This window comes from Paraburkholderia sp. RL17-373-BIF-A (assembly GCF_046030175.1).
In the GTDB taxonomy this organism is placed as follows: domain Bacteria; phylum Pseudomonadota; class Gammaproteobacteria; order Burkholderiales; family Burkholderiaceae; genus Paraburkholderia.
The window spans coordinates 1-21,722 of the sequence record NZ_JARESO010000047.1 but is presented as its reverse complement, the minus strand read 5'-3'; the positions used below and the strand labels follow the sequence as shown (position 1 = coordinate 21,722).

Here is a 21,722-nt window from a genome sequence, read left to right as displayed (position 1 = left end):
ATTAGTTGCCGACGCTCGCCAGCATGTAATAGCAGCCGACGACCAGCATGGCGAAGGACAGCAACAGGCAGGCGACGCCAACGCGCGTCAGCAGATTCGGCCAGCGAGCGCGAGGCAACGCGTCCATCCGCACGACGCGCCGCGCGAGTCCGGGATCGCGTCTGATCGCAACCGGTACGAGCGCGACACACAGCAGCGCAAGTGCGATAGCAAAAGTTTTGAGGGCGGAGAGGGTGTGCATGGCGGAGCGTCTTCAGATTCTGATTGGCGCGGATGCGCAATCAATCAATCTTAAGAAGTCGTCCTACTGCTAGGAATGGGAGCTGTCCTAAAATTAGCGGCGCTCGTTGTGTCCGGTGGCGCGTGATTCAAGCAATAGATCGCGCCGCATATTCCGCTGGCGGCCGCCCTGTTCGGCTGAGAGCCCGGCCGTTTCTCGCGGTCCCTTCGAGGGGGACATGCTATGCTTTTGGGGTCCAGATCACGATGCGCCCCGCGCGCTCGAGACCGCCGAACACTTTCGAGGAGAACCCTTCATGTCGATGCGAACCCGTGTCCTGTCTCAACTGACTGCCGGTAGCCTGTTGCTGGGTGCTGCGATCGGCGCGCAAGCTGCGAATCTTGGTTTTCTGAACGACACGCCGATCAGCTACATGAAGCAACGCGACATCGACTCCGTCAAGAAGGCGGTCTTCTCCGCACTGAACGACAAGCAGGACGGCGAAACCATGAACTGGGTCAACGAAGGCACGGGCAACAGCGTGAAGATCGACGCCGCGATCACGATGGCCAGCACGGCCAAGGACGGCGACCGTACTTGCCGCGACGTCGGCGTCGTGCTGAGCGCCAAAGGGCAATCGATGAACCTGCGCCCGCAGTTCTGCAAGCACGGCAGCGGCAACTGGCAATTGCAGAAAAAGCACTGAGCATGCGGGCCTTGATGGCGGCGCGCGCGGGTTGGCAGCCGGCGCGGCTCGAAGCCATGCATGTGCGTGTCGATGGATCGTTGCGTTCGCTTGAAATGGTGCGGCAATGAGCACACGGATTGTCTCGTGCGGCATCGTCTTGCTCGACCCGGACGGCCGCGTGCTGCTCGCGCACGCTACTGAAACGTCGCACTGGGATATTCCCAAAGGACATGGCGAAGAAGGCGAGGCGCCGCACGTCACGGCGCTGCGCGAGATGGTCGAGGAGACCGGTATCGCCATCGAGCCCGAGCGTCTGAAAGACCTCGGCCTATTCGTCTATCGGCGCGACAAGGACCTGCATCTGTTCGGCGCGCGTGCCACCGTCGACGAACTCGATCTGAGCGTGTGCATCTGCACGTCGCTCTTTCCGCGCCGCTCCGACGGCACGCTGATTCCCGAAATGGATGCCTACCGCTGGGCCGCGCCTGACGAAGTGGACAAGTATGCGAGCCGCAGTCTCACGCGGCTCTTTCAGACCACGCTGTCGCTCGCGGAATTGCATCGGTCGCTATAGCGGCGAAGCCAGCGACTGCGTGGACCGCCCGACGCTCAGTCGAGCGCGCGGTCGTTCGGATGCGCGAACAAAGCGCGGTTCTGCTCCGACAGCGGATAGTTCAGATTGATGCCGTGCGGCGGAATAGGTTGCGTGAACCACTGCTTGTACAGACGCTCCGCTTCGCCGGAAGTCTGGCTGCGCGTGATCACGCCATTGACGAGCGTGCGGAACGGTTCATCGCCTTTGCGGAACATGCACGCGTAGACTTCATAGCCAAGCGGCGTGCCGGTCACCACGAAATCGTCGGGACGCGGATCGGTCGATTTGAATCCGTACACGATCGGCTCGTCCATCACGAAGGCCACGGCGTGGTCGTCCTTGAGCGCGGAAAAGGCCTCGGAATGATCGCGCGCGCTGGTGATGCGCATGTTCAGGTGCTTGTCGGTGTTCAGGCGGCGCAGCAGGCGTTCGTCCGAGGTGCCCGCGGTCGTCACGACCGCTTTGCCGGCCAGGTCGGGAAAATCCGTGATGCCGCTGTTCTTGCGCGCGATCATGCGCACGGCGTACTGGAAGAAACTGTTCGAGAACGCGGCCACGTTTTCGCGTTCCACCGTGTGCGTGGTCGAGCCGCATTCCAGATCGATCTGGTTGTTCAGCAGCATCGGCGTGCGGTTCGACGAGGTCACGGTGATCTCGTGCACCTTCAGTTGCGGCATGCCCAACGTCTTCTTGATCTCGTCGACGATCTGCAGTGCGATGGTCTGCGAATAGCCGACCGTGCCTTTGCCGTCGAAGTAGGAGAAAGGAATCGACGCTTCACGCACGCCGAGCACGACCACGCCGTCGTCGTGAATTTTTTTCAGCGTGCCGGTGAGTTCGTCCGTTTGAGCGGAGCAGGCGAGCGACGCCGCGCCGAACGTGGTCAGCGCCATGAGCGCGCAACGCGCGACCTGAACGAAACGCGCCGCGCGCGCCGTGCTTCCCGTTGTGCGCCGGGTACTCGCCCTGCGGCGGGCTGCAACTTTCATCGGACCTCCCGGACTGGCGTTGGCGGATGCCGCGCCGTCGCTGTCGATGGAACATGATGCAACAAAACGGCGTGCATCTTTCTATCAAGACGCACGCCATATCCAACTTCAGATGCGCTGCAAAAGGGTGCGTTCCAGCTTACGCCGGCTTGCCCCAACTGTCGCGCAGACTGACGATGCGATTGAATACTGGCTTACCCGGCTTGGAATCGACGCGGTCGGCGACGAAATAGCCATGACGCTCGAACTGATAGCGTTGCTCCGGCAGCGCTTCGCGCGCGCCCGGTTCCAGGTAGGCGTTGACCACGCGCTTCGAATCCGGATTCAGCGCTTCGAGGAAATCGCGGCCGCCGGCGTCCGGTTGCGGTTCCTTGAACAGGCGGTCGTAGATACGCACTTCGGCCGGGCACGCGGCTGCCGCGCTGACCCAGTGAATGTTGCCCTTGACCTTGTAGTTGTTCGCGCCTTCGGTGCCCGATTTGCTGTCCGGGAAGTAGTTGCAATGGACCGCGACGATGTTGCCGTTCTCATCCTTGTCCGCGCCGACGCATTCGATCACGTAGCCGTAGCGCAGACGTACCTTGTTGCCCGGGAACAGGCGGAAGTAGCCCTTCGGCGGCGTTTCGTTGTAGTCGTCGCGTTCGATCCACAGCTCGCGTGAAATCGGAAACTCGCGCACGCCCATTTCCGGGTGATGCGGATGGACCGGCGCATTGCATGGCTCGGTCACGCCTTCGGGGAAGTTGTCGATGATCAGCTTCACCGGATCGAGCACGGCGGCCGTGCGCGGCGCCTTATCGTCCAGATCGTCGCGCAGCGCGCCTTCGAACACGCTCATGTCGATCCACGAATCGACCTTGGTCACGCCGATGCGCTCGCAGAACAACTGGATCGCTTCTGGCGTGAAGCCGCGCCGGCGCACGCCGACAATGGTCGGCATACGCGGATCGTCCCAGCCGTCCACATGGCCTTCGGTCACGAGTTGCAGCAGCTTGCGCTTGCTGGTGATCGCGTAGGTCAGGTTCAGGCGCGAAAATTCGATTTGTTGCGGCAGCGGGCGCGTGAAAATGCCGGCCTCGGCGAGTTCGTTCAGGATCCAGTCATACAGCGGACGATGGTCCTCGAACTCCAGCGTGCACAGCGAATGCGTGATGTTTTCCAACGCGTCCGAGATGCAGTGCGTGTAGTCGTACATCGGGTACACGCACCATTTGTCGCCGGTGCGGTAGTGATGCGCGAAGCGAATCCGGTAGATCACCGGATCGCGCATATTAAAGTTCGGCGACGACATGTCGATCTTCGCGCGCAGCACGTGCTCGCCTTCCTGGAACTCGCCGGCCTTCATGCGGCGAAACAGGTCGAGATTCTCCTGCACCGAACGCTCGCGGAAGGGCGACGGCGTGCCGACTTCCGTGGCCGAGCCGCGGTTCGCGCGCATTTCTTCTGCCGACTGGCTGTCCACGTAGGCCTTGCCGCGTTCGATCAGCAGTTCGGCGAATTCGTACAGCTTGTCGTAGTAGTCGCTCGCGTAGTAGAGCTCTTCCTTGCCGCCTTTTTCCCACTCGAAGCCGAGCCAGCGCACGGCGTCGATGATCGAGTCGACGTATTCGACGCTTTCCTTTTCCGGATTGGTATCGTCAAAGCGCAGATGGCACACGCCGCCGTAGCTGCGCGCCACGCCGAAGTTCAGGCAGATGCTCTTGGCGTGACCGATATGCAGATAGCCGTTCGGCTCGGGCGGAAAGCGCGTTTCGACACGCTGCCCCCACTTGCCGGTGCGGTTGTCGTCGTCAATGATGTTGCGGATGAAATTGGATGCCGCTGGCGCGTCGTTGCGTTCGGTATTCATGCGAGAAGGTGAAAGTCTGTCGGGGGCGCGCAATGCGTCCACTTATCCGACAATTCTACCTGACGAGTCCCGTCGCAGCAGGCGAGTGCGGCGTGCAGCCAACGTTTGAGCGGTTTTGGCGGCAATTCAGGGGGCAGGCCGGCGCTGTAACAGGAGGTAAAACGTTTTGTTCGCGCGCCCGCCGCCGCCTTAGGATGCCAGCGGCGCGGGTTCGTCCGCGAGGGCCGCATGGTAGGTCCGCGTGGGTTTTCCGGACGCCGCAATAGGCGTTGTGCGCCCGCGTTCAGGCCGCATCGCGCAGCATCAGGCCGCTTTTCTCGCAACCTGAGCGCGCGGGCGGGAAATCACCGCGTATAGCAAGGCGCATCAGCCGTCCCGCCTCGCCCCACATGCCCGCCGCCCGATCATTTCCCGGGGCAGTGCAGCTTGCGCCATGACGCGCAGCGCGTGCACTCGTCGCAGCCGTCCACGCAGGCCGCACCGCCCTTTGTCGCCTTGCACGAATTCTTGCCGTTCGTGCACCATGGCGCCCTTAGTTGCCGGAGTTTCTCGGATGTCTGTCCCGACGCACGGCGCGCCTCGCGCGCCTTTCACCTCGCTTTCTCTGGCCCGGATCCTGACGGTGTCGGCCATGCTCGCCGCGTTCACCGGCGGCGTCGTCGCGCCCGTGCCCGCGCTGGCAAAAACGCCGCCGCCGAAGGCCGTGTTCGACGCATCGGCGGTGGCCGTGCCGGACCGCTACAGCGCGGACACGGCGCAGCAGATCTTCGCCGCCGGCGGCAACGCGGTGGATGCCGCCGTCGCCATCGCCTTCACGCTGGCCGTGACCGCGCCGGATGCGGGCAACCTCGGCGGCGGCGGGTTCATGACCGTGTTCATGGACGGCAAGCCGTACTTTCTCGACTATCGCGAGCGCGCGCCGCAACAGGCGACCCGCGAAATGTACCTCGACGACAAGGGCAACCTGCTGCCTGGCATGAGCGCCGTCGGGCATCGCGCAGTGGGCGTGCCGGGCACGGTCGAGGGGATGTGGGAGGCGCAGCAGCGTTTCGGCAAGCTAAAGTGGAAGCAGGTGCTGGCGCCCGCGATCCGCTACGCCACCGACGGTTTCCAGGTCGAGCCGTGGTTGCAGCAACGCCACGACGCGGCGGCGAAGACCTTCGCCGGCAAGACCAATTTCGACGCCTACTTTTCGAATCTCAAGGCGGGCGTGACGTACCGCCAGCCGGAACTTGCGCAGACGCTGTCGCGCATTGCGAGCGACGGCGGGCGCGAGTTCTACGAGGGCCGCACCGCGGATCTGATCGCCCAGCAGATGTACGGCCACGGTCTGGTCACGAAACAGGATCTGATTCAATACAAGGCCGTGTGGCGCCAGCCGCTTACCGCCGACTGGAACGGCTATCAGGTCGTGACCGCGCCGCCGCCGAGTTCAGGCGGCATTGGGCTGATCCAGATGCTGAAGATGAAAGCCGATCTGAAGCAGGCGTTCGACGGCCTCGAGCTGAACTCCGTGCCGTATATCCATCTGATCGCGCAGATCGAGGACCGCGTGTTCGCTGATCGCCAGCAATACCTGGGCGATCCGGATGCGTACAAGGTGCCGACCGGCAAATTGATCGACGACGCCTACCTCGCGCAGCGCGCCGACGAAGTCAAGCCCGACGAAGTGCCGGGCGCGGCGCCGGTGAAGCCGGGCCTCGGCGACACGGCCCCGGAGAAAGCGCAAACCACGCATTTCTCGGTGGTCGACAAGTGGGGCAATGCCGTGTCGAACACCTACACGCTGAACGGGGACTTCGGTTCAGGCGTGGTGGTGGACGGCAGCGGCTTCCTGCTGAACGACGCCATGGATGACTTCGTCACCAAGCCCGCTGCCGCAAGCGCGTCCGGCGCAAGCAGCGCCGAAGTGAATACGGTGGCGCCCGGACGTCGGCCGCTGTCGTCGATGACGCCGACCATTCTGCTGAAGGACAACAAGGTGTCGCTGGTGATCGGCACGCCCGGCGGCTCGCGCATTCTGACGTCGATTTTCCAGGTGATGACCGATCTGTACGACTTCAACATGTCACCCACCGACGCGCTCGCCGCCATGCGTTTCCACCATCAGTTGCTGCCGCAGAAGACGATCTATTTCGAGCCGTATCGTCCGATCACAGGTGAGCTGGCCGAGCAATTGCAAGCCAAGGGCTACACGCTCGAAGGGCAGTCGTTCAACGGCGACGTGCAGTTGATCCGCATCGAGGGCACGACGCCCGAGCCGGCGGCAGATCCGCGCGGCGTGGGTGTGGGGCGCGTGATGCATTGACGCGGCCTGGCGGCGGCGCGGGCAAAAACAATAAACTGCGAACAACGATCAACGACGGGGAACGCGATGAGCGGACAAAAACAACCTGACACGCTGGTGCTGCCAGGCTACCAGAACTCCGGCGCCGGCCACTGGCAGACACGCTGGGAAGCATTGAGCCCGGCATTTGTGCGCGTACAGATGCCGGATTGGGAGCACCCTCAGCGCGACGCCTGGTGCCGCACGCTCGACGCCGCGGTGGCCGCCGCCGACGCGCCCGTGGTGTTCGCCGCGCACAGCCTCGGTTGCCTGACGACGGCTTTCTGGGCGTCGCAATACGCGAGCGCCGCGCAGCTAGCGAAGGTGGCGGGCGCACTGCTGGTCGCGCTGCCCGATCCCGCCGAGGCGCATTTTCCGCGGGACGCGACCGGTTTCGCACCGGTGCCGCTCAAGCGGTTGCCGTTTCCGTCGATCGTCGTGGCCAGCAGCGATGATCCCTACGGCGGCGTGCCGTTTTCGAAGACCTGTGCGAACGCGTGGGGCAGCCGCTGGATCGACATCGGCCCGCGCGGCCATATCAACGCGGACAGCGGGCTCGGCGATTGGAACGAAGGGCGCGAGTGGCTGGGGTCGTTTGGCGCGCCAAACTGTCGCTAAGTAACGCCCGCGCTGAACGCGCCCACCGCGCGCCCACCAGAATCAAATCACCGACTGCCCCCGCAACGCCGCAATCCTCGCTTCGTCATACCCGAGCACGTCGCGCAAAATGGTCTCGGTGTGTTCCCCGAGCGTAGGCGGATGCGCAAGCGCTTCAGGCGGCGTACCGGTCATATTGATCGGATTGCGCACCAGCTTGACCGTGCCGCCCGACGGATGCGGCAGATCCACCTGTAGCCCGCGCGCCACCACCTGCTCATTCTCGAACACCTCGCCAAGATCGTTGATGGGCCCACATGGCACACCAGTGGCTTCGAGGGTGGCGATCCATTGCTGCTTGCCTTGCAGGCGGACCATGTCCGCGAGAATCGGCACGAGGATCTCGCGGTTGCGCACACGCGCCGGGTTGGTGGCAAAACGTTCGTCGTCCGCCAGTTCCGGGCGGCCGCCCGCTTCGACGAACTTGCGGAACTGCCCGTCGTTGCCGACCGCGACGATGATCCAGCCGTCGCTCGTCTGGAAGGTCTGGTACGGCACGATGTTCGGATGCGCATTGCCCCAGCGCACCGGCGGCTGGCCGCTTGCCAGGTAGTTCGAATTCATGTTGGCGAGCATCGCCACCTGCACGTCGAGCAGCGCCATGTCGATGTACTGGCCTTCGCCCGTCCGGTCACGGTGGGTGAGGGCGGTGAGCACAGCAATGGTCGAGTACATGCCGGTCATGAGGTCGGCAATCGCGACGCCGGCCTTCTGCGGGCCGCCGCCCGGCTGGCCGTCGCGTTCGCCGGTGATGCTCATGAAGCCGCCGATGCCTTGCACGATGAAATCGTAGCCGGCGCGCTGCGCATACGGGCCGGTCTGCCCGAAGCCGGTCACCGAGCAGTAGATGAGGTCGGGCTTCACTTCCTTGAGCGACGCGTAGTCCAGACCGTACTTCTTCAACTGGCCGACCTTGTAGTTCTCCAGCACCACGTCGCTCTGCGCGGCTAATTCACGGATGATCCGCTGGCCTTCGGGCGAGGCGATGTCGACGGTGACCGAGCGCTTGTTGCGGTTCGCCGCGAGGTAATACGCGGCCTCGCGCGTGTCTTCGCCTTCCGGCGTCTTGAGGTACGGCGGCCCCCAGTGGCGGGTGTCGTCGCCGACTTCGGGGCGTTCGATCTTGATCACGTCGGCGCCGAAATCGGCGAGAGTCTGCGCGCACCAGGGTCCGGCGAGCACGCGTGTGAGATCCAGCACGCGGATATGACTGAGAGCGCCCATATTGGTCAATGTCTCCTTTGTGGCCAAGCGGCGCGCAAGGCGCCGCGAATGGGGGCAATCTTAAGCGATTCCCGCGCGCAGGCGCAGTCGGCCGAACGGCATAGGACGAATGACACGCGCCACAAAGTCCCGCGATGTCCTACGTTGCCCGCTCAAACCTGGCCGAACGGCCAACCATGCAGGCCGCGCTGCCGCGCACGGGCGCCGATCCCGTATAATCAGTCGTTTAAGAAACAAACAGTTGGCGCATCCCACGATGCCGCCGGTAACAGCCAGGGAACTGGCAAACCCGTCCCCCGCCCGCTATGAAAGCCGCCGAAATCCGCGAGAAATTCCTCAAGTTCTTCGAATCGAAGGGCCATACGATCGTTCGCTCGTCGAGCCTTGTGCCCGGCAACGACCCGACACTGCTCTTCACCAATTCGGGAATGGTGCAGTTCAAAGATGTGTTCCTCGGCGCGGAATCGCGCCCGTATTCGCGCGCCACGACCGCGCAGCGCAGCGTGCGCGCCGGCGGCAAGCACAACGACCTGGAAAACGTCGGCTACACCGCGCGTCACCACACGTTCTTCGAAATGCTGGGCAACTTCTCGTTCGGCGACTACTTCAAGCGCGACGCGATCCACTACGCGTGGGAACTGCTGACAGGCGTGTACCAGTTGCCGAAAGACAAGCTGTGGGTCACCGTCTATCACGAAGACGACGAAGCGCACGACATCTGGGCGAAGGAAGTGGGCGTGCCGGTCGAGCGCATCATCCGCATCGGCGACAACAAGGGCGCGCGTTACGCGTCGGACAACTTCTGGCAAATGGCCGACGTCGGTCCGTGCGGCCCGTGCTCGGAAATTTTCTACGACCACGGCCCGGACGTGTGGGGTGGCCCGCCGGGATCGCCCGAGGAAGACGGCGACCGCTACATCGAGATCTGGAATCTCGTGTTCATGCAATTCAGCCGCGACGCGCAAGGCAACATGACGCCGCTGCCCAAGCAGTGCGTCGATACCGGCATGGGTCTGGAGCGTATCGCCGCCGTGCTGCAGCACGTGCACAGCAACTATGAGATCGACCTGTTCCAGGCGCTCATCCAGGCCGCTGCGCGTGAAACCGGCGTGAGCGATCTGACCAACAATTCGCTGAAGGTGATCGCCGACCACATCCGCGCGTGCTCGTTCCTGATCGTCGACGGCGTGATTCCGGGCAACGAGGGCCGCGGCTACGTGCTGCGCCGGATCGTGCGCCGTGCGATCCGCCACGGCTACAAGCTGGGTAAGAAGGGTTCGTTCTTCCATCGCATGGTGGCGGACCTCGTCGCGCAGATGGGCGGCGCGTACCCGGAACTGAAGGAAGCGGAACAACGCGTCACCGACGTGCTGCGTCAGGAAGAAGAGCGCTTCTTCGAGACCATCGAGCACGGCATGTCGATTCTCGAGGGCGCGCTGGCCGACCTCGAAGCCAAGGGCGGCAAGACGCTCGACGGGGAACTCGCATTCAAGCTGCACGACACGTACGGCTTCCCGCTCGATCTGACGGCGGACGTGTGCCGCGAGCGCGAAGTGACGGTCGACGAAGCCGCCTTCGACGAAGCCATGGCGCGTCAACGCGAGCAGGCTCGCGCGGCGGGCAAGTTCAAGATGGCGCAAGGCCTCGAATACTCGGGCGCGAAAACCACGTTCCACGGTTACGAAGAAATCGTCTTCGACGACGCGAAGGTCGTCGCGTTGTATGTGGACGGCGCCTCGGTGCAGCAAGTGAGCCACGGCCAGCAGGCTGTCGTCGTGCTGGACCACACGCCGTTCTACGCGGAATCGGGCGGCCAGGTCGGCGACCAGGGCGTGCTGGCCAACGCGAGCGTGCGCTTCGCGGTGAGCGATACGCTGAAGGTGCAGGCCGACGTGGTCGGTCATCACGGCACGCTCGAGCAGGGCACGCTGAAGGTGGGCGACGTCGTCAAGGCGGAAATCGACGCGGTGCGCCGCGCCCGCACGCAACGCAACCACTCGGCCACGCACCTGATGCACAAGGCGCTGCGTGAAGTGCTCGGTTCGCACGTGCAGCAGAAGGGCTCGCTCGTCGACGCCGACAAGACCCGTTTCGACTTCGCGCACAACGCGCCGATGACGGACGAGCAGATCCGCCGTGTCGAGGAAATCGTCAACGCCGAGGTGCTGGCGAACGCGCCGGGCATCGTGCGCGTCATGCCGTTCGACGAAGCGGTGAAAGGCGGCGCGATGGCGCTGTTCGGCGAAAAGTACGGCGACGAAGTGCGCGTGCTCGACCTGGGCTTCTCGCGTGAATTGTGCGGCGGCACGCACGTGCATCGCACCGGCGACATCGGCTTCTTCAAGATCGTCATGGAAGGCGGCGTGGCGGCGGGCATCCGTCGCGTGGAAGCGATTACGGGCGACAACGCCGTGCGCTTCGTGCAGGATCTCGACGCGCGCATCAATGCGGCTGCGGCTGTGTTGAAGGCGCAACCGTCGGAACTGACGCAGCGGATCACGCAGGTGCAGGACCAGGTGAAGTCGCTGGAGAAGGAACTGAGCGCGCTGAAGTCGAAGATGGCGTCGAGCCAGGGCGACGAACTGGCCGGTCAGGCGATCGAAGTCGGCGGCGTGCACGTGCTGGCGGCTACGCTCGAAGGCGCGGATGTCAAGACGCTGCGCGAAACCGTCGACAAGCTGAAGGACAAGCTGAAGAGCGCGGCGATCGTGCTGGCTTCGGTCGAAGGTGGCAAGGTGAGCCTGATCGCCGGCGTCACGGCGGACGCCAGCAAGAAGGTCAAGGCGGGCGAGCTGGTCAACTTCGTGGCGCAGCAAGTCGGCGGTAAGGGCGGCGGCCGTCCGGATATGGCACAGGCTGGCGGCACCGAGCCGGCGAATCTGCCGGCGGCACTGGCCGGCGTGAAGGGTTGGGTCGAAGGCCAGCTTTGATTCTGATGTGATTGGGCCACGCGGAGCGCCGGGAGGTTGGGCGTGTCGCGTGGCCTAAGTTTTTTTGAGCGTCTGGCGCGAAGCGCCGCAACCGTGCAGTCAAAAAATCAGGACGCCCCTTCCGCAGCAGTCACAGTCTCGGGCAAGCTCACCGCATCCTGCCGCATCACCAGCGCCTGTTTCAACGCATTCAGTGCGGACGAAAAATGCCCGCGTCGCCACACCAGCAGTGTCTCGATCACTCCGATGTCGGGCAGCTCATGCACCGCGATATTGCTGGCATCGGTCTGCAAATTCAGCACCGACCGCGGGGCCACCGCCACCCCTGCACCAGCGGCCACGCATGCCACGATCGCGTGGTAGGAGCCCAGCTCCAGCACGCGCGCCGGCCTCACGCCGTGCTCCAGATACCACTTCTCGATATAAGACCGGTAAGCACAGCCACGCTCGAACGCAATCAGCGTCGACAGCGCAATGTCCCGGACGTCCCGAATCGGTCGATGCCCGCGCGGCGTCAGCATCACCAGTTCTTCCCTGAACACCGGCACCGACTCGAATAATTCGCCGAGCGCAGCAGGGTCCAACGGCGTCGCCACCAACGCGGCATCCACTTCGAATTCACGCACCCGCTCGATCAGCTTGCCGGTCGTGCCGATCTCGAGTTCCAGCGCGACGGCGGGCCACTGCTGGTGATAACGCGCGAGCAGCGCGGGGAGACGCGTCGCGGCGACACTTTCCATCGTGCCCAAACGCAGCCGCCCGCTCGGACGGTCCTCGCGCACCGCATGACGCGCCTCGTCGGCGAGCGCGAGCAGGCGTTCGGCGTAGGGCAGCAGCGTCTCGCCGGCGGGCGTCAGGACGAGACGGCGGCCGTCGCGGATGAACAGGTCGGTGCCCAGTTGCTCTTCGAGCTGCTTGATGCGCGTAGTGACGTTCGATTGCACGCGATTGAGCTTGGCAGCAGCGCGCGTCACGCCGTTTTCCCGCACGACGGCACGAAAAATGGTCAAAGCGGCCAGATCCATGATTCTCTCTAGGCGATGGGTGGTATCCGAATTATTCATTTTTCGTGATTAAAAGGTCAAGCTACTATGGACGTAAGCCATCTGATCGATTGACCGCACGTATCGTCGCCCGCTCATGAACAATCTCGCCTCCACCACGCACGGCAGCTTCGCCGGACGCCACCCCGCCCGCCGCGCGGCTCTTGCCTGCATGGTCACGCTGGCCGTCGCGCTCGGTATCGGGCGATTTGCATTCACGCCGCTCTTGCCGCTGATGCTTCACGGCGACGCGTTCGGTCAGCCGCAGCTCGATATTCAGCATGGCGGCTGGCTGGCGTCGTTCAATTACGCGGGGTATTTCCTCGGCGCGGTCACGTGCGCGGCGCTGCGGATCGAGCCGGCGCGCATGGTGCGTTGGGGGCTCGTCGCGACGGTGCTGCTGACGCTGACGATGGGTGTGGCGAGCCAGTTCTGGATATGGGCGGTGGTGCGGTTCATCGCGGGCGCGGTTAGCGCCTGGACGTTCGTATTCGCGTCCCAGTGGGGCTTGCGGCGGCTCGCCGAGCTCGGTGCGCATGGATGGGGCGGGGTAATCTACACGGGGCCGGGCATGGGCATCGTCGGTACGGGCCTGCTGGTCAGCGTGGCGGGTGGGTATGGGGCCACGGTGGGGTGGCTCGGGTTCGGGTTGATTGCGGCGGCTCTGTCGGTTGTGGTTTGGCCGGTGTTTGGCGCGGCGTCCGGCAGTGGAGAAAAAAATCTGCGCGCTCGCATGGTTGGTTCTGGTCGTGGCGATCAGGCTAGTGTTGGCGCGATGAGCCAACGTGTCACCGGTGAATTCGGCGCGACGGAACGCGCCGCAGGTCAAGGCGCGGGAATCGATGGCGTTGGAACCTATGGCGCTCAACTTCAGGGCGCTGGAACTCAACGCGCGGCAGTTCACGGCGCTGCAGCTCAAAGCGCCGGAACCTTCGGCGCTGAATTCCAACGCGCAGCAGCTCAACGCGCAGCAACCCAAGCCACGCCAATCCAACGCCCCGTCGCCCAACCCACCACGACCAGCACCGCCCACCACGCCACCCATCACCACGCCACCCATCACCACGCCGACGCCCTCTGGCTCATCCTTCTCTACGGCGTCCCCGGTTTCGGCTACATCATCACCGCGACGTTCCTGCCCGTCATCGCGCGTCACGCATTGCCTGGCTCAGCATGGCCCGACCTGTTCTGGCCGATGTTCGGCGCGGCGCTGATCGTCGGCGCACTGCTGGCGGCGCGTTTGCCGGTGCATTGGGACAACCGCACGCTGCTTGCCGGCTGCTATGTGCTGCAGGCGTGCGGCATCGCCCTCGGTATCGTCTGGCCGACGGCGGGCGGCTTCTCATTCGGCAGCATCCTGATCGGCTTGCCGTTCACCGCGATCACGCTGTTCGCGATGCGCGAGGCGCGGCGTCTGCGCGGCGACGACGCTGCCGGTCTGATGGGCTACGCGACGGCGGCCTATGGCGTCGGTCAGATCATCGGCCCACTCGTCGCCGCGCCGATCGCCGAGCAGACCGGATCGTTTTCGCCGGCCTTGTGGCTGGCAGCGGGCGTGTTGCTGCTGGGCGCGGCCGGGCTGATCGTCGTCGCGCGCATGCCGCGTGGCCGGGGCCGCATGCCCGAATGCGGCTGCCATTGAAAGCGCGTGGATGCAGGCGTCCCAGCCAATCCCATAGCCGGAAAACAAATAACCGAAGGGCGCACTAAAATGACCGCTTTCCCGTCATCCCAGCGCGCCCATCGCCGGACGCGCCGCCAGCCATGCAACATTTCGCGTCCGACAACTACGCCGGCATCTGTCCCGAAGCGCTCGACGCGCTGATCGCCGCCAACAACAGCGGCCACGAGCCGGCCTACGGCGACGATTCCTGGACCAACCAGGTGTGCGACCGTCTGCGCGAACTGTTCCAGACCGACTGCGAAGTGTTCTCCGTGTTCAACGGCACGGCGGCCAATTCGCTGGCGCTCGCGTCGCTGTGCCAGTCGTATCACTCGGTGATTTGCCACGAACTCGCGCACATCGAAGCCGACGAATGCGGCGGCCCGGAGTTCTTCTCGAACGGTTCGAAGCTGCTGACGGCGCCGGGCGTTGGCGGCAAGCTCACGCCGGACGCGATCGAAGCGGTGGTTACGCGCCGCGCCGACATCCATTACCCGAAGCCGAAAGTCGTCACGCTGACCCAATCGACGGAAGTCGGCACGGTCTACAGCGTCGAGGAAGTGCGGGCGATCGCGGCGATCGCCAAACGGCGTCATCTGAAAGTGCATATGGACGGCGCGCGTTTCGCCAACGCGGTCGCGGCGCTGGACGTGCATCCGTCGGAGATCACGTGGCGCGCGGGCGTCGACGTGCTGTGCTTCGGCGGCACCAAGAACGGCTTGCCGGTCGGTGAAGCGGTAGTGTTCTTCGACCGCGCGCTGGCCGACGATTTCGCCTACCGCCTGAAGCAGGCCGGCCAACTGGCTTCGAAGATGCGCTTCATTTCAGCACCGTGGCTCGGCCTGCTCGATAACGACGTGTGGTTGCGCAACGCACGTCACGCGAACGCGATGGCGCAACTGTTGCAAACGCGGTTGCAGGAAATTCCGGGCGTGAGCATCATGTTTCCCGGAGAATCGAACGCGGTCTTCGCGCAATTGCCCGCGCAGGCCGCCAAGGCCATGCGCGCGCGCGGCTGGAAGTTTTACGAATTCATCGGCGCGGGCGGATGCCGGCTGATGTGCGCGTGGGATACGCAACCGGAAACGGTCGAGCGGTTCGCCGCCGAGGTGCGTGAGTTGTGCGCGGCGTGAGGCCGTGTTGGACCGGAGGCGCTGAAGTGCCGGGCCATGAGCGCGTCGAGATCGCGCCCTAACCTGAGCGCCAACCCGAGCACCGGCCTGAACGCGACCCTGAGCACCATTGGGCGCGCCGACTAAAACGGCACCGCAAACCGAGCGTCACGCCCATAAGCTACAAGCCATCACACAAGACAAACGGAACGTCCCCTTCGCCATGACCGAATACCGATTTTGCCCACGTTGCGCCACGCCTTTGACCCAGCGCGCCGACGCCGAACACGAAGGCGGCCGCATCCGCCAGACCTGTCCCGATCCGGCGTGCGGCTACGTCCACTGGAACAACCCGCTGCCGGTCGTGGCGGCGATCGTCGAGTACGAAGGCAAGATTCTGCTGGCGCGCAATGCCGCCTGGGCGGAGGGCATGTTCGCGCTGATCACGGGCTTCCTCGAAAACGGCGAGACGCCGGAAGAGGGCATTGCCCGCGAGGTGCTCGAGGAAACCTCGTTGCACGCGGAGACGGTCGAGTTGATCGGCGTGTACGAATTCATCCGCAAGAACGAACTGATCATTGCGTATCACGTGAAGGCTTACGGAACGATTGCGTTGTCGCCGGAATTGCTGGAGTACCGGCTGGTCGAGCCGGCCAAGCTGCGGCCTTGGCGCGCGGGCACCGGCCAGGCGCTCGGCGAATGGATGCGGCGGCGCGGCCTGCCGTTCGAGTTCGTCGAAAGACCGGGGCAGTGAGCCAGCCGACAAACACGTCGATGAGCGGTGCGATGAACCCACGCTCAGCGAGGAGCGCGGCATGGCTTATATTTCCTGTCCGACCGTGCGCCGGTAGCAAAGGCGCTCGTGCCGCATGCTGACCGAGTGGCATTGACCAAAACAACCGGCCACACAACGTTCACGATAACGCCCGAGACAACCACGCCCGAGACAACCACACCAGCATGAACAAACCCGCATCCGCCTTGCGCAGCGCCTACCCGCATTTCCTGACGATTCCCACCCGCTGGATGGACAACGACGTCTACGGTCACGTGAACAACGTCGTCTACTACAGCTACTTCGACACCGTGGTGAACGAGTATCTGATCCGCACCGGCGTGCTCGATTTCGAGCAGGGCGAGACGATCGGTCTCGTGGTCGAGACGCAATGCAACTACTTCGCGCCGCTGGTGTTTCCCGACCGGATCGACGCGGGTCTGCGCGTCATACGGCTCGGCACGTCGAGCGTGCGCTATCAGGTCGGTCTCTTCAAGGAAGGCGAGGATCAACCCGCCGCGCAAGGACACTTCGTGCACGTGTATGTGAATCGTGTCACAAGGCGCCCGGTGAATCTGCCCGCCGAATTGCGCGCGGCGCTCGAACCGTTGAGCGTCGCAGAACAGCCGGACTAGGCGCGTGCAGTCGTTCGTCATCAACCTGCTGAACGGCATCAGTTACGGCCTGCTGCTGTTCATGCTGTCGGCGGGCTTGACGCTGATTTTCAGCATGCTCGGGGTGCTGAATTTCGCGCACGCGAGCTTCTACATGCTCGGCGCTTACGTCGGGTTTTCGGTGGCGGCGCGCGCGGGGTTCTGGAGCGCGCTGGTCGTGGCGCCGCTTGTCGTCGGACTGATCGGTGCGGCCCTGGAGCGGTGGCTGTTGCGGCGCGTGCGTGGGCACGGCCATCTTGCCGAGTTGCTGCTGACGTTCGGCGCCGCGTATCTGCTCGGCGAACTGGTCAAGCTCGGGTGGGGCTTGAACCCGCTGTCCGCGACCGTGCCCGCCGTGCTCGACGGGCCGCTCTTCACCGTCTACGGCGCGGCGTTCGCACGCTACCGGGCGTTCATGATGGCGGTGTCGCTCGCCATGCTGGGCGTGCTGTTCGCGGTGTTGCGCGTGTCGAAGGCGGGCCTGATCGTGCGCGCCGCGCTGACGCACGCGAGCGCCGTCGAAGCGCTCGGCCACAACGTGCCGCGCGTGTTCACCGGCGTATTCGCGGCGGGCACGGCGCTCGCCGCGCTGGCCGGCGTGATCGGCGCGCCGCTCTTCGTGATCGAACCGGGGATGGCGGAGTCGCTCGGCTCGATCGTGTTCGTGGTGGTCGTGATCGGCGGACTGGGTTCGCTGAGCGGAGCGCTGGTGGCGTCGCTGCTGGTCGGTTGCGTGCAGACGCTGGCCGTGGCGAGCAGCGTGTCGCTGGGCGACGTGCTGTCGATATTCGACGCCACGCTGCCCGTCGAATGGGACGCACTGACGCTCGCGCAACTCGCGCCGCTGATTCCGTATCTGCTGCTGGTGGCGATGCTGGCGCTGCGCCCGCGCGGGCTTTTCGGGCGGCGCGACGACCATGCGTGAGGCCGACGAATCGCCAGCGCCGTCCGTGACCGCGCCGCGCGCGCTGTGGCGCATGCTTGCGCCGTGGCTTGCGCTCATTCTGTTGCTCGCGGTGCCGCCTTTCATCTGGCCGCAAAGCTGGTTGCTCGCCTACCTCGCGCAGACCGCGACGATGATCGTGTTCGCCCTTTCATACAACCTGCTGCTCGGCGAGACGGGACTGCTGTCGTTCGGCCATGCCGCTTACTCCGGCCTCGGCGCGCTGCTGGCCGCGCAGGTGTTCAACCGGATCGGCGTACCGCTCGTGCTGCTGCCGCTGGTCGGCGGGATCGGCGGCGCGCTGTGCGGCGTGCTGTTCGGTTTCATCTCGACGCGGCGCGCCGGCACGGCCTTCGCGATGATCACGCTCGGTCTCGGCGAACTCGTGGCGGCCGCCGCGTGGACGCTGCCGGACTGGTTCGGCGGCGAAGCGGGCGTGGCGATCGATCGCGCGAGCGGACCGTTGCTGGGAAGCTGGACCTTCGGCCCGGCGCGCGAGGCTTATGCGCTGATCGCCGTGTGGTGCCTGCTCGCGTGCGCGGCGATGTTCGTGCTTTCGCGTACGCCATTCATGCGCCTTGCCAACGCCGTACGCGACAACCCGGTGCGGGCTGCAGCGATCGGTTGCTACCCGCGTCGCATTCGCTGTGGCGTAGTGGTGATGTCGGCGTTTTTCGCGGGTATCGCGGGGACGTTGGCGCTGATCAATGTGGAACTGGTGTCGACGGAGAGCGTCGGCATGATGCGCTCGGGCGCGGTGTTGATCGCCACGGTGATAGGCGGGACGGCGGCGTTCTTCGGGCCGGTCGCGGGCGCGGTCGTTCTGACGTTTTTCAGTGTCGCGGTGGCGAGCGTGACTCGGGCCTGGCTGTTCTATCTGGGGCTGTTCTTCATCGTGGTCGTGGTGATTTCGCCAGATGGATTGGCGGGCTTCATGGGGCGTTTTACGGCGAGTGTGGCCGCGCACGGCTGGCGCCGGTGCCGCGCGGCGTACGTGTGGGGCATGGCTGCCGCATTGTTGTGGACTGTGGCCGCTGTGCTCGCCGTGCAATGGGCCTACGCGGCGCAATTCGGTGCGGACGACGGCGCGGTGTTCAACGTGCCCGGCGTGCCCTCATGGATCAACGCGTCTCCGCTTTACTTCGGCGCCACAATCTTTGTGTTGGCCGTGTTGGGAGGACTCTCCGCGCATTACGCTATTCGCGCGCAAACGCTTCTTGCAGCCATGCGCTCGAACACCACGCACACCACCGGAGCCTCGCAATGATCCCGACGCTTGTGATTCGCGCGCAAACGCTTCTCGCGGCCACACGCTCGAACACCACGCACACCACCGGAGCCTCGCAATGATCCCCGCGCTCGCGCTCTACGGCGTCGAAAAACGCTTCGGCGCCACGCAGATTCTGCGCGGCGTCGATCTTGCGATTCAACCCGGCGAGCGTCACGCGCTGATCGGTCCGAACGGCGCGGGCAAATCGACGCTCTTCAATCTGATCGCTGGCGGCACGCGGCCGAACGCGGGGCGCATCGATCTGTTCGGCGCGGAGATCACGCGCCTCGCGCCGGCCGCGATCACGCGTCGCGGCCTCGCGCGCAGCTTCCAGAGCACCAGCGTGTTCACGCGGCTCTCCGTGTTCGACAACCTCCGCTGTGCGGCGATGCTGGCCGAGCGTGACCGCACGCGCTGGTGGCAGCGTTTCAGCGGCTCGCGTACGGTCGACGCGCGCGCCTCACAAGTGCTCGACGCGGTGGGCTTGAGCGCGCGTCGCCACGTTCAGGCCGGCACGCTCAGCTATGCCGAGCAGCGCGCGCTCGACCTCGGCATCGCGCTCGCGGGCGGCGCGCATACCTTGCTGCTCGACGAGCCGACGGCCGGCATGAATCGCGCGGAAGCGGCGCGCGCCATCGAACTGATTCGCGAGACCACGGCGGGCCGCACGCTGCTAATGGTCGAGCACGACATGGACGCGGTCTTCGCGATCGCCGATCGCATTTCAGTGCTCGTGCAAGGACGCATCATCGCGAGCGGCACGCCGGCGGCGATTCGCGCGGACGCGGCGGTGCGCGCCGCGTATCTCGGCGAAGGGTTCGGCTCATGAGCGCCTTGCTCGAGATTCGCGCGCTGAACGCGTGGTACGGCGCGAGCCAGGCGCTGCACGGCGTCACGCTGAGCATCCAGGCGGGCGAAGTGCTGGCACTGGTCGGCCGTAACGGTTCGGGCCGCTCCACGCTCGCGCGGGCGATCATGGGTCTTGTACGGAGCGAAGGCGAGTTGCGGTTCGCGGGACACGCGCTCGGTGGCCTGCGCACCTTCGAGATCGCGCGCCTCGGCCTCGGCTATGTGCCCGAGCATCGCGACGTTTTTCCGACGCTGAGCGTGCACGAGAATCTGCAACTCGGTGTCGCGCCACAGGATCGCGGCCGCTCGCCGCGCTTCACCATCGACGATGCATACGCGCTTTTCCCCGTGCTGAGCGAACGGAAGCGCACGCGCGCGGGTGCGCTGTCGGGCGGCGAGCAGCAGATGTTGACGCTTGCCCGCGCGCTGCTCGGCGACCCCGATCTGCTCGTCATCGACGAACCCGGCGAGGGTCTCGCGAGTCTGGTGATGGAGCAGGTCGCCCGATGCTTACGGACGCTGCGCGATCGCGGCGTGGCGATGCTGCTGATCGAGCAGCGTCTGGTGATCGCGCAGGACATCGCCAGCCGCGTCGCGGTGATGGGGCACGGCGAAATCGTGTTCGACGGTGCGCTCGCGTCGTTCTTGCTGCGGACCGACGTGATGCGGGAATGGCTCGGCGTCGGTTGAGCCTACGCGCGGTGCTCTATTGAGGTGCGACGTGGCGGCCTGGTGATCGATTTGCTGTCGAGGTAAATCCCTCACGCGTCGGCAGAGTCGCGTGCCCCGCGCTCTGTGCCCAGATCGCGCCAATCATGGCGTTTGAATCTCATTTGTCGACACGCCGCTCACGCCCCGCGCACGCGGCTTTCCACTCACTTGCCGCAGCGAAGAGCTTCGTCTGGATCGAGCCCGGCGACGTGAAGATGTTCAACTCGCTGGTGACGAATACGCGCACGTTCATCAGGGACAGTTCGAACCCCGGCGTGATGAAGTTCGATCTGTACGGCTATCGCAAGGACGTGGCGAAGGGAACGGTGAAGATGGGCGAGGACGGCGGCCTGGAGGTCGATCTGGCCGTTAGACAGTAGCCTGCGCGGTGCTTTTGGAAAGCGCCGCGCAGGCTGCAAGATCAAGCGTCCTTATTGATGATCCACTCGTGCGCCGGATCATTGCGGAAATGCCAGACTCGTTGCCCACCTGCCATCACGTTCAGATAATACGAGTCATACCCGTACGGCACGATCACGGGATGATAGCCACGCGGCACCATCACGACGTCGTGATTCTCGACGGCCATCGATTCGTCGATGTCGCGCATGTCGGTGTACACGCGCTGAAACGCAAACCCTTGCGGCGGATCGAGCCGGTGATAGTAAGTCTCTTCGAGCGAACTCTCGTGCGGGACATTGTCGGTGTCGTGCTTGTGCGGCGGGTAGCTCGAAGCGTGTCCACCAGGCGTCCTGACTTCCACCACCAACAGTGACTCCGCAGGCTCGGTCTGAGGAAGAATATCGCAGACGTATCGCGTATTCAGTCCTTTGCCGCGGGTCGAGCGCTTCATCGAACCAGGCTCGATCAACCTCGCCGGGAATTCGCCTTTGGCCGGTGCACTCGCCACGCCGATTTCGGCGTCGCGGCAAGCGCGAACCGTCACCCGCACGTTCGGCGGCAAATACACCGCGTACGGTGCGGCGTCCTCGAACACGCTGTCGCGCGAACCCAGCGAACTCCATTTAGTGTCCGCGGTTTCGATATCCACCGCACCCGTGAGCACGACGATGCACACTTCACGCGACGGTTCGAACACGTGCACGACCTCGTTCTCTCCCAGCCGGTAAGCGGCAAAACCGACGTACCGCCAGCACGCCGACTCGGGTGTCACTCGCGCGATCGTCTGGCCTTCGCGCTGCGCCTTCACCAATAAACTCATGCT

The 21,722-nt window shown here is 64.7% G+C and carries 19 protein-coding genes and 1 pseudogene; 14 read left to right on the top strand and 6 right to left on the bottom strand.

Annotated elements, in window-relative coordinates; translation table 11 throughout:
• Position 1 precedes the first annotated feature (1 nt).
• Positions 2–241 (bottom strand): hypothetical protein, encoded by a 240-nt coding sequence (locus P0D80_RS36680; protein WP_408291134.1) that lies wholly within the window; start codon positions 239–241, stop codon positions 2–4.
• 295 nt (positions 242–536) lie between these two features.
• On the opposite strand from P0D80_RS36680, the gene P0D80_RS36675 reads away from it, so the two are divergent.
• Together P0D80_RS36675 and P0D80_RS36670 are read left to right on the top strand one after the other, a co-directional pair.
• Positions 537–926, top strand: coding sequence for an RT0821/Lpp0805 family surface protein (locus P0D80_RS36675; protein ID WP_408180645.1), 390 nt, complete (start codon positions 537–539; stop codon positions 924–926).
• A gap of 106 nt (positions 927–1,032) precedes the next feature.
• Positions 1,033–1,482 carry an NUDIX hydrolase gene (locus tag P0D80_RS36670; RefSeq protein ID WP_408180644.1) on the top strand — a complete coding sequence of 150 codons (450 nt, stop codon included), beginning with the start codon at positions 1,033–1,035 and terminating at the stop codon, positions 1,480–1,482.
• 35 nt (positions 1,483–1,517) lie between these two features.
• Here P0D80_RS36670 and P0D80_RS36665 read toward each other — a convergent pair whose 3' ends face one another.
• Positions 1,518–2,492 (bottom strand): transporter substrate-binding domain-containing protein, encoded by a 975-nt coding sequence (locus P0D80_RS36665; RefSeq protein WP_408291131.1) that lies wholly within the window; start codon positions 2,490–2,492, stop codon positions 1,518–1,520.
• Between the two features lie 139 nt (positions 2,493–2,631).
• Positions 2,632–4,341 carry a glutamine--tRNA ligase/YqeY domain fusion protein gene (locus tag P0D80_RS36660; protein ID WP_408291129.1) on the bottom strand — a complete coding sequence of 570 codons (1,710 nt, stop codon included), beginning with the start codon at positions 4,339–4,341 and terminating at the stop codon, positions 2,632–2,634.
• Positions 4,342–4,894: 553 nt separating this feature from the next.
• Between P0D80_RS36660 and ggt the strand changes: the two genes are divergently transcribed.
• Both ggt and P0D80_RS36650 read left to right on the top strand, forming a co-directional pair.
• Entirely contained in the window at positions 4,895–6,649 is a 1,755-nt protein-coding gene (gene ggt, locus P0D80_RS36655) for a gamma-glutamyltransferase (protein ID WP_408291127.1), read from the top strand.
• A 66-nt stretch (positions 6,650–6,715) separates the two neighbouring features.
• Positions 6,716–7,285: an RBBP9/YdeN family alpha/beta hydrolase gene (locus P0D80_RS36650; protein ID WP_408291125.1), complete on the top strand. Its 570-nt coding sequence runs from the start codon at positions 6,716–6,718 to the stop codon at positions 7,283–7,285.
• A gap of 42 nt (positions 7,286–7,327) precedes the next feature.
• Here P0D80_RS36650 and P0D80_RS36645 read toward each other — a convergent pair whose 3' ends face one another.
• Positions 7,328–8,548, bottom strand: a complete 1,221-nt coding sequence (locus P0D80_RS36645; protein ID WP_408180639.1) for a CaiB/BaiF CoA transferase family protein — start codon at positions 8,546–8,548, stop codon at positions 7,328–7,330.
• 305 nt (positions 8,549–8,853) lie between these two features.
• Here P0D80_RS36645 and alaS point away from each other — a divergent pair, with 305 nt between their 5' ends.
• A complete protein-coding gene (alaS, locus tag P0D80_RS36640) occupies positions 8,854–11,478 on the top strand; it encodes an alanine--tRNA ligase (protein WP_408291122.1) in 2,625 nt (874 codons plus the stop codon).
• Between the two features lie 107 nt (positions 11,479–11,585).
• Here the strand turns inward: alaS and P0D80_RS36635 are convergent, their stop codons facing one another.
• Positions 11,586–12,503: a LysR family transcriptional regulator gene (locus P0D80_RS36635; protein ID WP_408291120.1), complete on the bottom strand. Its 918-nt coding sequence runs from the start codon at positions 12,501–12,503 to the stop codon at positions 11,586–11,588.
• Positions 12,504–12,618: 115 nt separating this feature from the next.
• On the opposite strand from P0D80_RS36635, the gene P0D80_RS36630 reads away from it, so the two are divergent.
• The 9 genes and pseudogenes from P0D80_RS36630 to P0D80_RS36590 all read left to right on the top strand — a co-directional run.
• On the top strand, positions 12,619–14,163 hold the full coding sequence (locus P0D80_RS36630; protein WP_408291118.1) for a YbfB/YjiJ family MFS transporter: 1,545 nt from the start codon (positions 12,619–12,621) through the stop codon (positions 14,161–14,163).
• Positions 14,164–14,285: 122 nt separating this feature from the next.
• Complete coding sequence (locus P0D80_RS36625; RefSeq protein WP_408291116.1) at positions 14,286–15,317, top strand: threonine aldolase family protein; 1,032 nt, start codon at positions 14,286–14,288, stop codon at positions 15,315–15,317.
• A 202-nt stretch (positions 15,318–15,519) separates the two neighbouring features.
• Positions 15,520–16,050: an NUDIX domain-containing protein gene (locus tag P0D80_RS36620; protein WP_408291114.1), complete on the top strand. Its 531-nt coding sequence runs from the start codon at positions 15,520–15,522 to the stop codon at positions 16,048–16,050.
• Positions 16,051–16,256: 206 nt separating this feature from the next.
• Entirely contained in the window at positions 16,257–16,706 is a 450-nt protein-coding gene (locus P0D80_RS36615; protein WP_132373658.1) for an acyl-CoA thioesterase, read from the top strand.
• Between the two features lie 4 nt (positions 16,707–16,710).
• Positions 16,711–17,649 (top strand): branched-chain amino acid ABC transporter permease, encoded by a 939-nt coding sequence (locus P0D80_RS36610; protein WP_132373659.1) that lies wholly within the window; start codon positions 16,711–16,713, stop codon positions 17,647–17,649.
• Positions 17,642–18,934: a branched-chain amino acid ABC transporter permease gene (locus tag P0D80_RS36605; RefSeq protein ID WP_408291111.1), complete on the top strand. Its 1,293-nt coding sequence runs from the start codon at positions 17,642–17,644 to the stop codon at positions 18,932–18,934. Before P0D80_RS36610 ends, P0D80_RS36605 begins: the two co-directional genes overlap by 8 nt.
• A 79-nt stretch (positions 18,935–19,013) precedes the next feature.
• The gene (locus P0D80_RS36600; protein WP_408291109.1) at positions 19,014–19,766 is read left to right on the top strand and encodes an ABC transporter ATP-binding protein; all 753 of its coding nucleotides are present in this window, start codon (positions 19,014–19,016) and stop codon (positions 19,764–19,766) included.
• Positions 19,763–20,476 carry an ABC transporter ATP-binding protein gene (locus P0D80_RS36595; RefSeq protein ID WP_408291107.1) on the top strand — a complete coding sequence of 238 codons (714 nt, stop codon included), beginning with the start codon at positions 19,763–19,765 and terminating at the stop codon, positions 20,474–20,476. The genes P0D80_RS36600 and P0D80_RS36595 overlap by 4 nt, the downstream gene beginning before the upstream one ends.
• Before the next feature lie 191 nt (positions 20,477–20,667).
• Positions 20,668–20,877: pseudogene (locus P0D80_RS36590) on the top strand (hypothetical protein); the annotation flags it as partial.
• A 41-nt stretch (positions 20,878–20,918) separates the two neighbouring features.
• Here the strand turns inward: P0D80_RS36590 and iolB are convergent.
• Positions 20,919–21,719 (bottom strand): 5-deoxy-glucuronate isomerase, encoded by an 801-nt coding sequence (iolB, locus tag P0D80_RS36585; RefSeq protein ID WP_408180630.1) that lies wholly within the window; start codon positions 21,717–21,719, stop codon positions 20,919–20,921.
• Between the last annotated feature and the right edge of the window lie 3 nt (positions 21,720–21,722).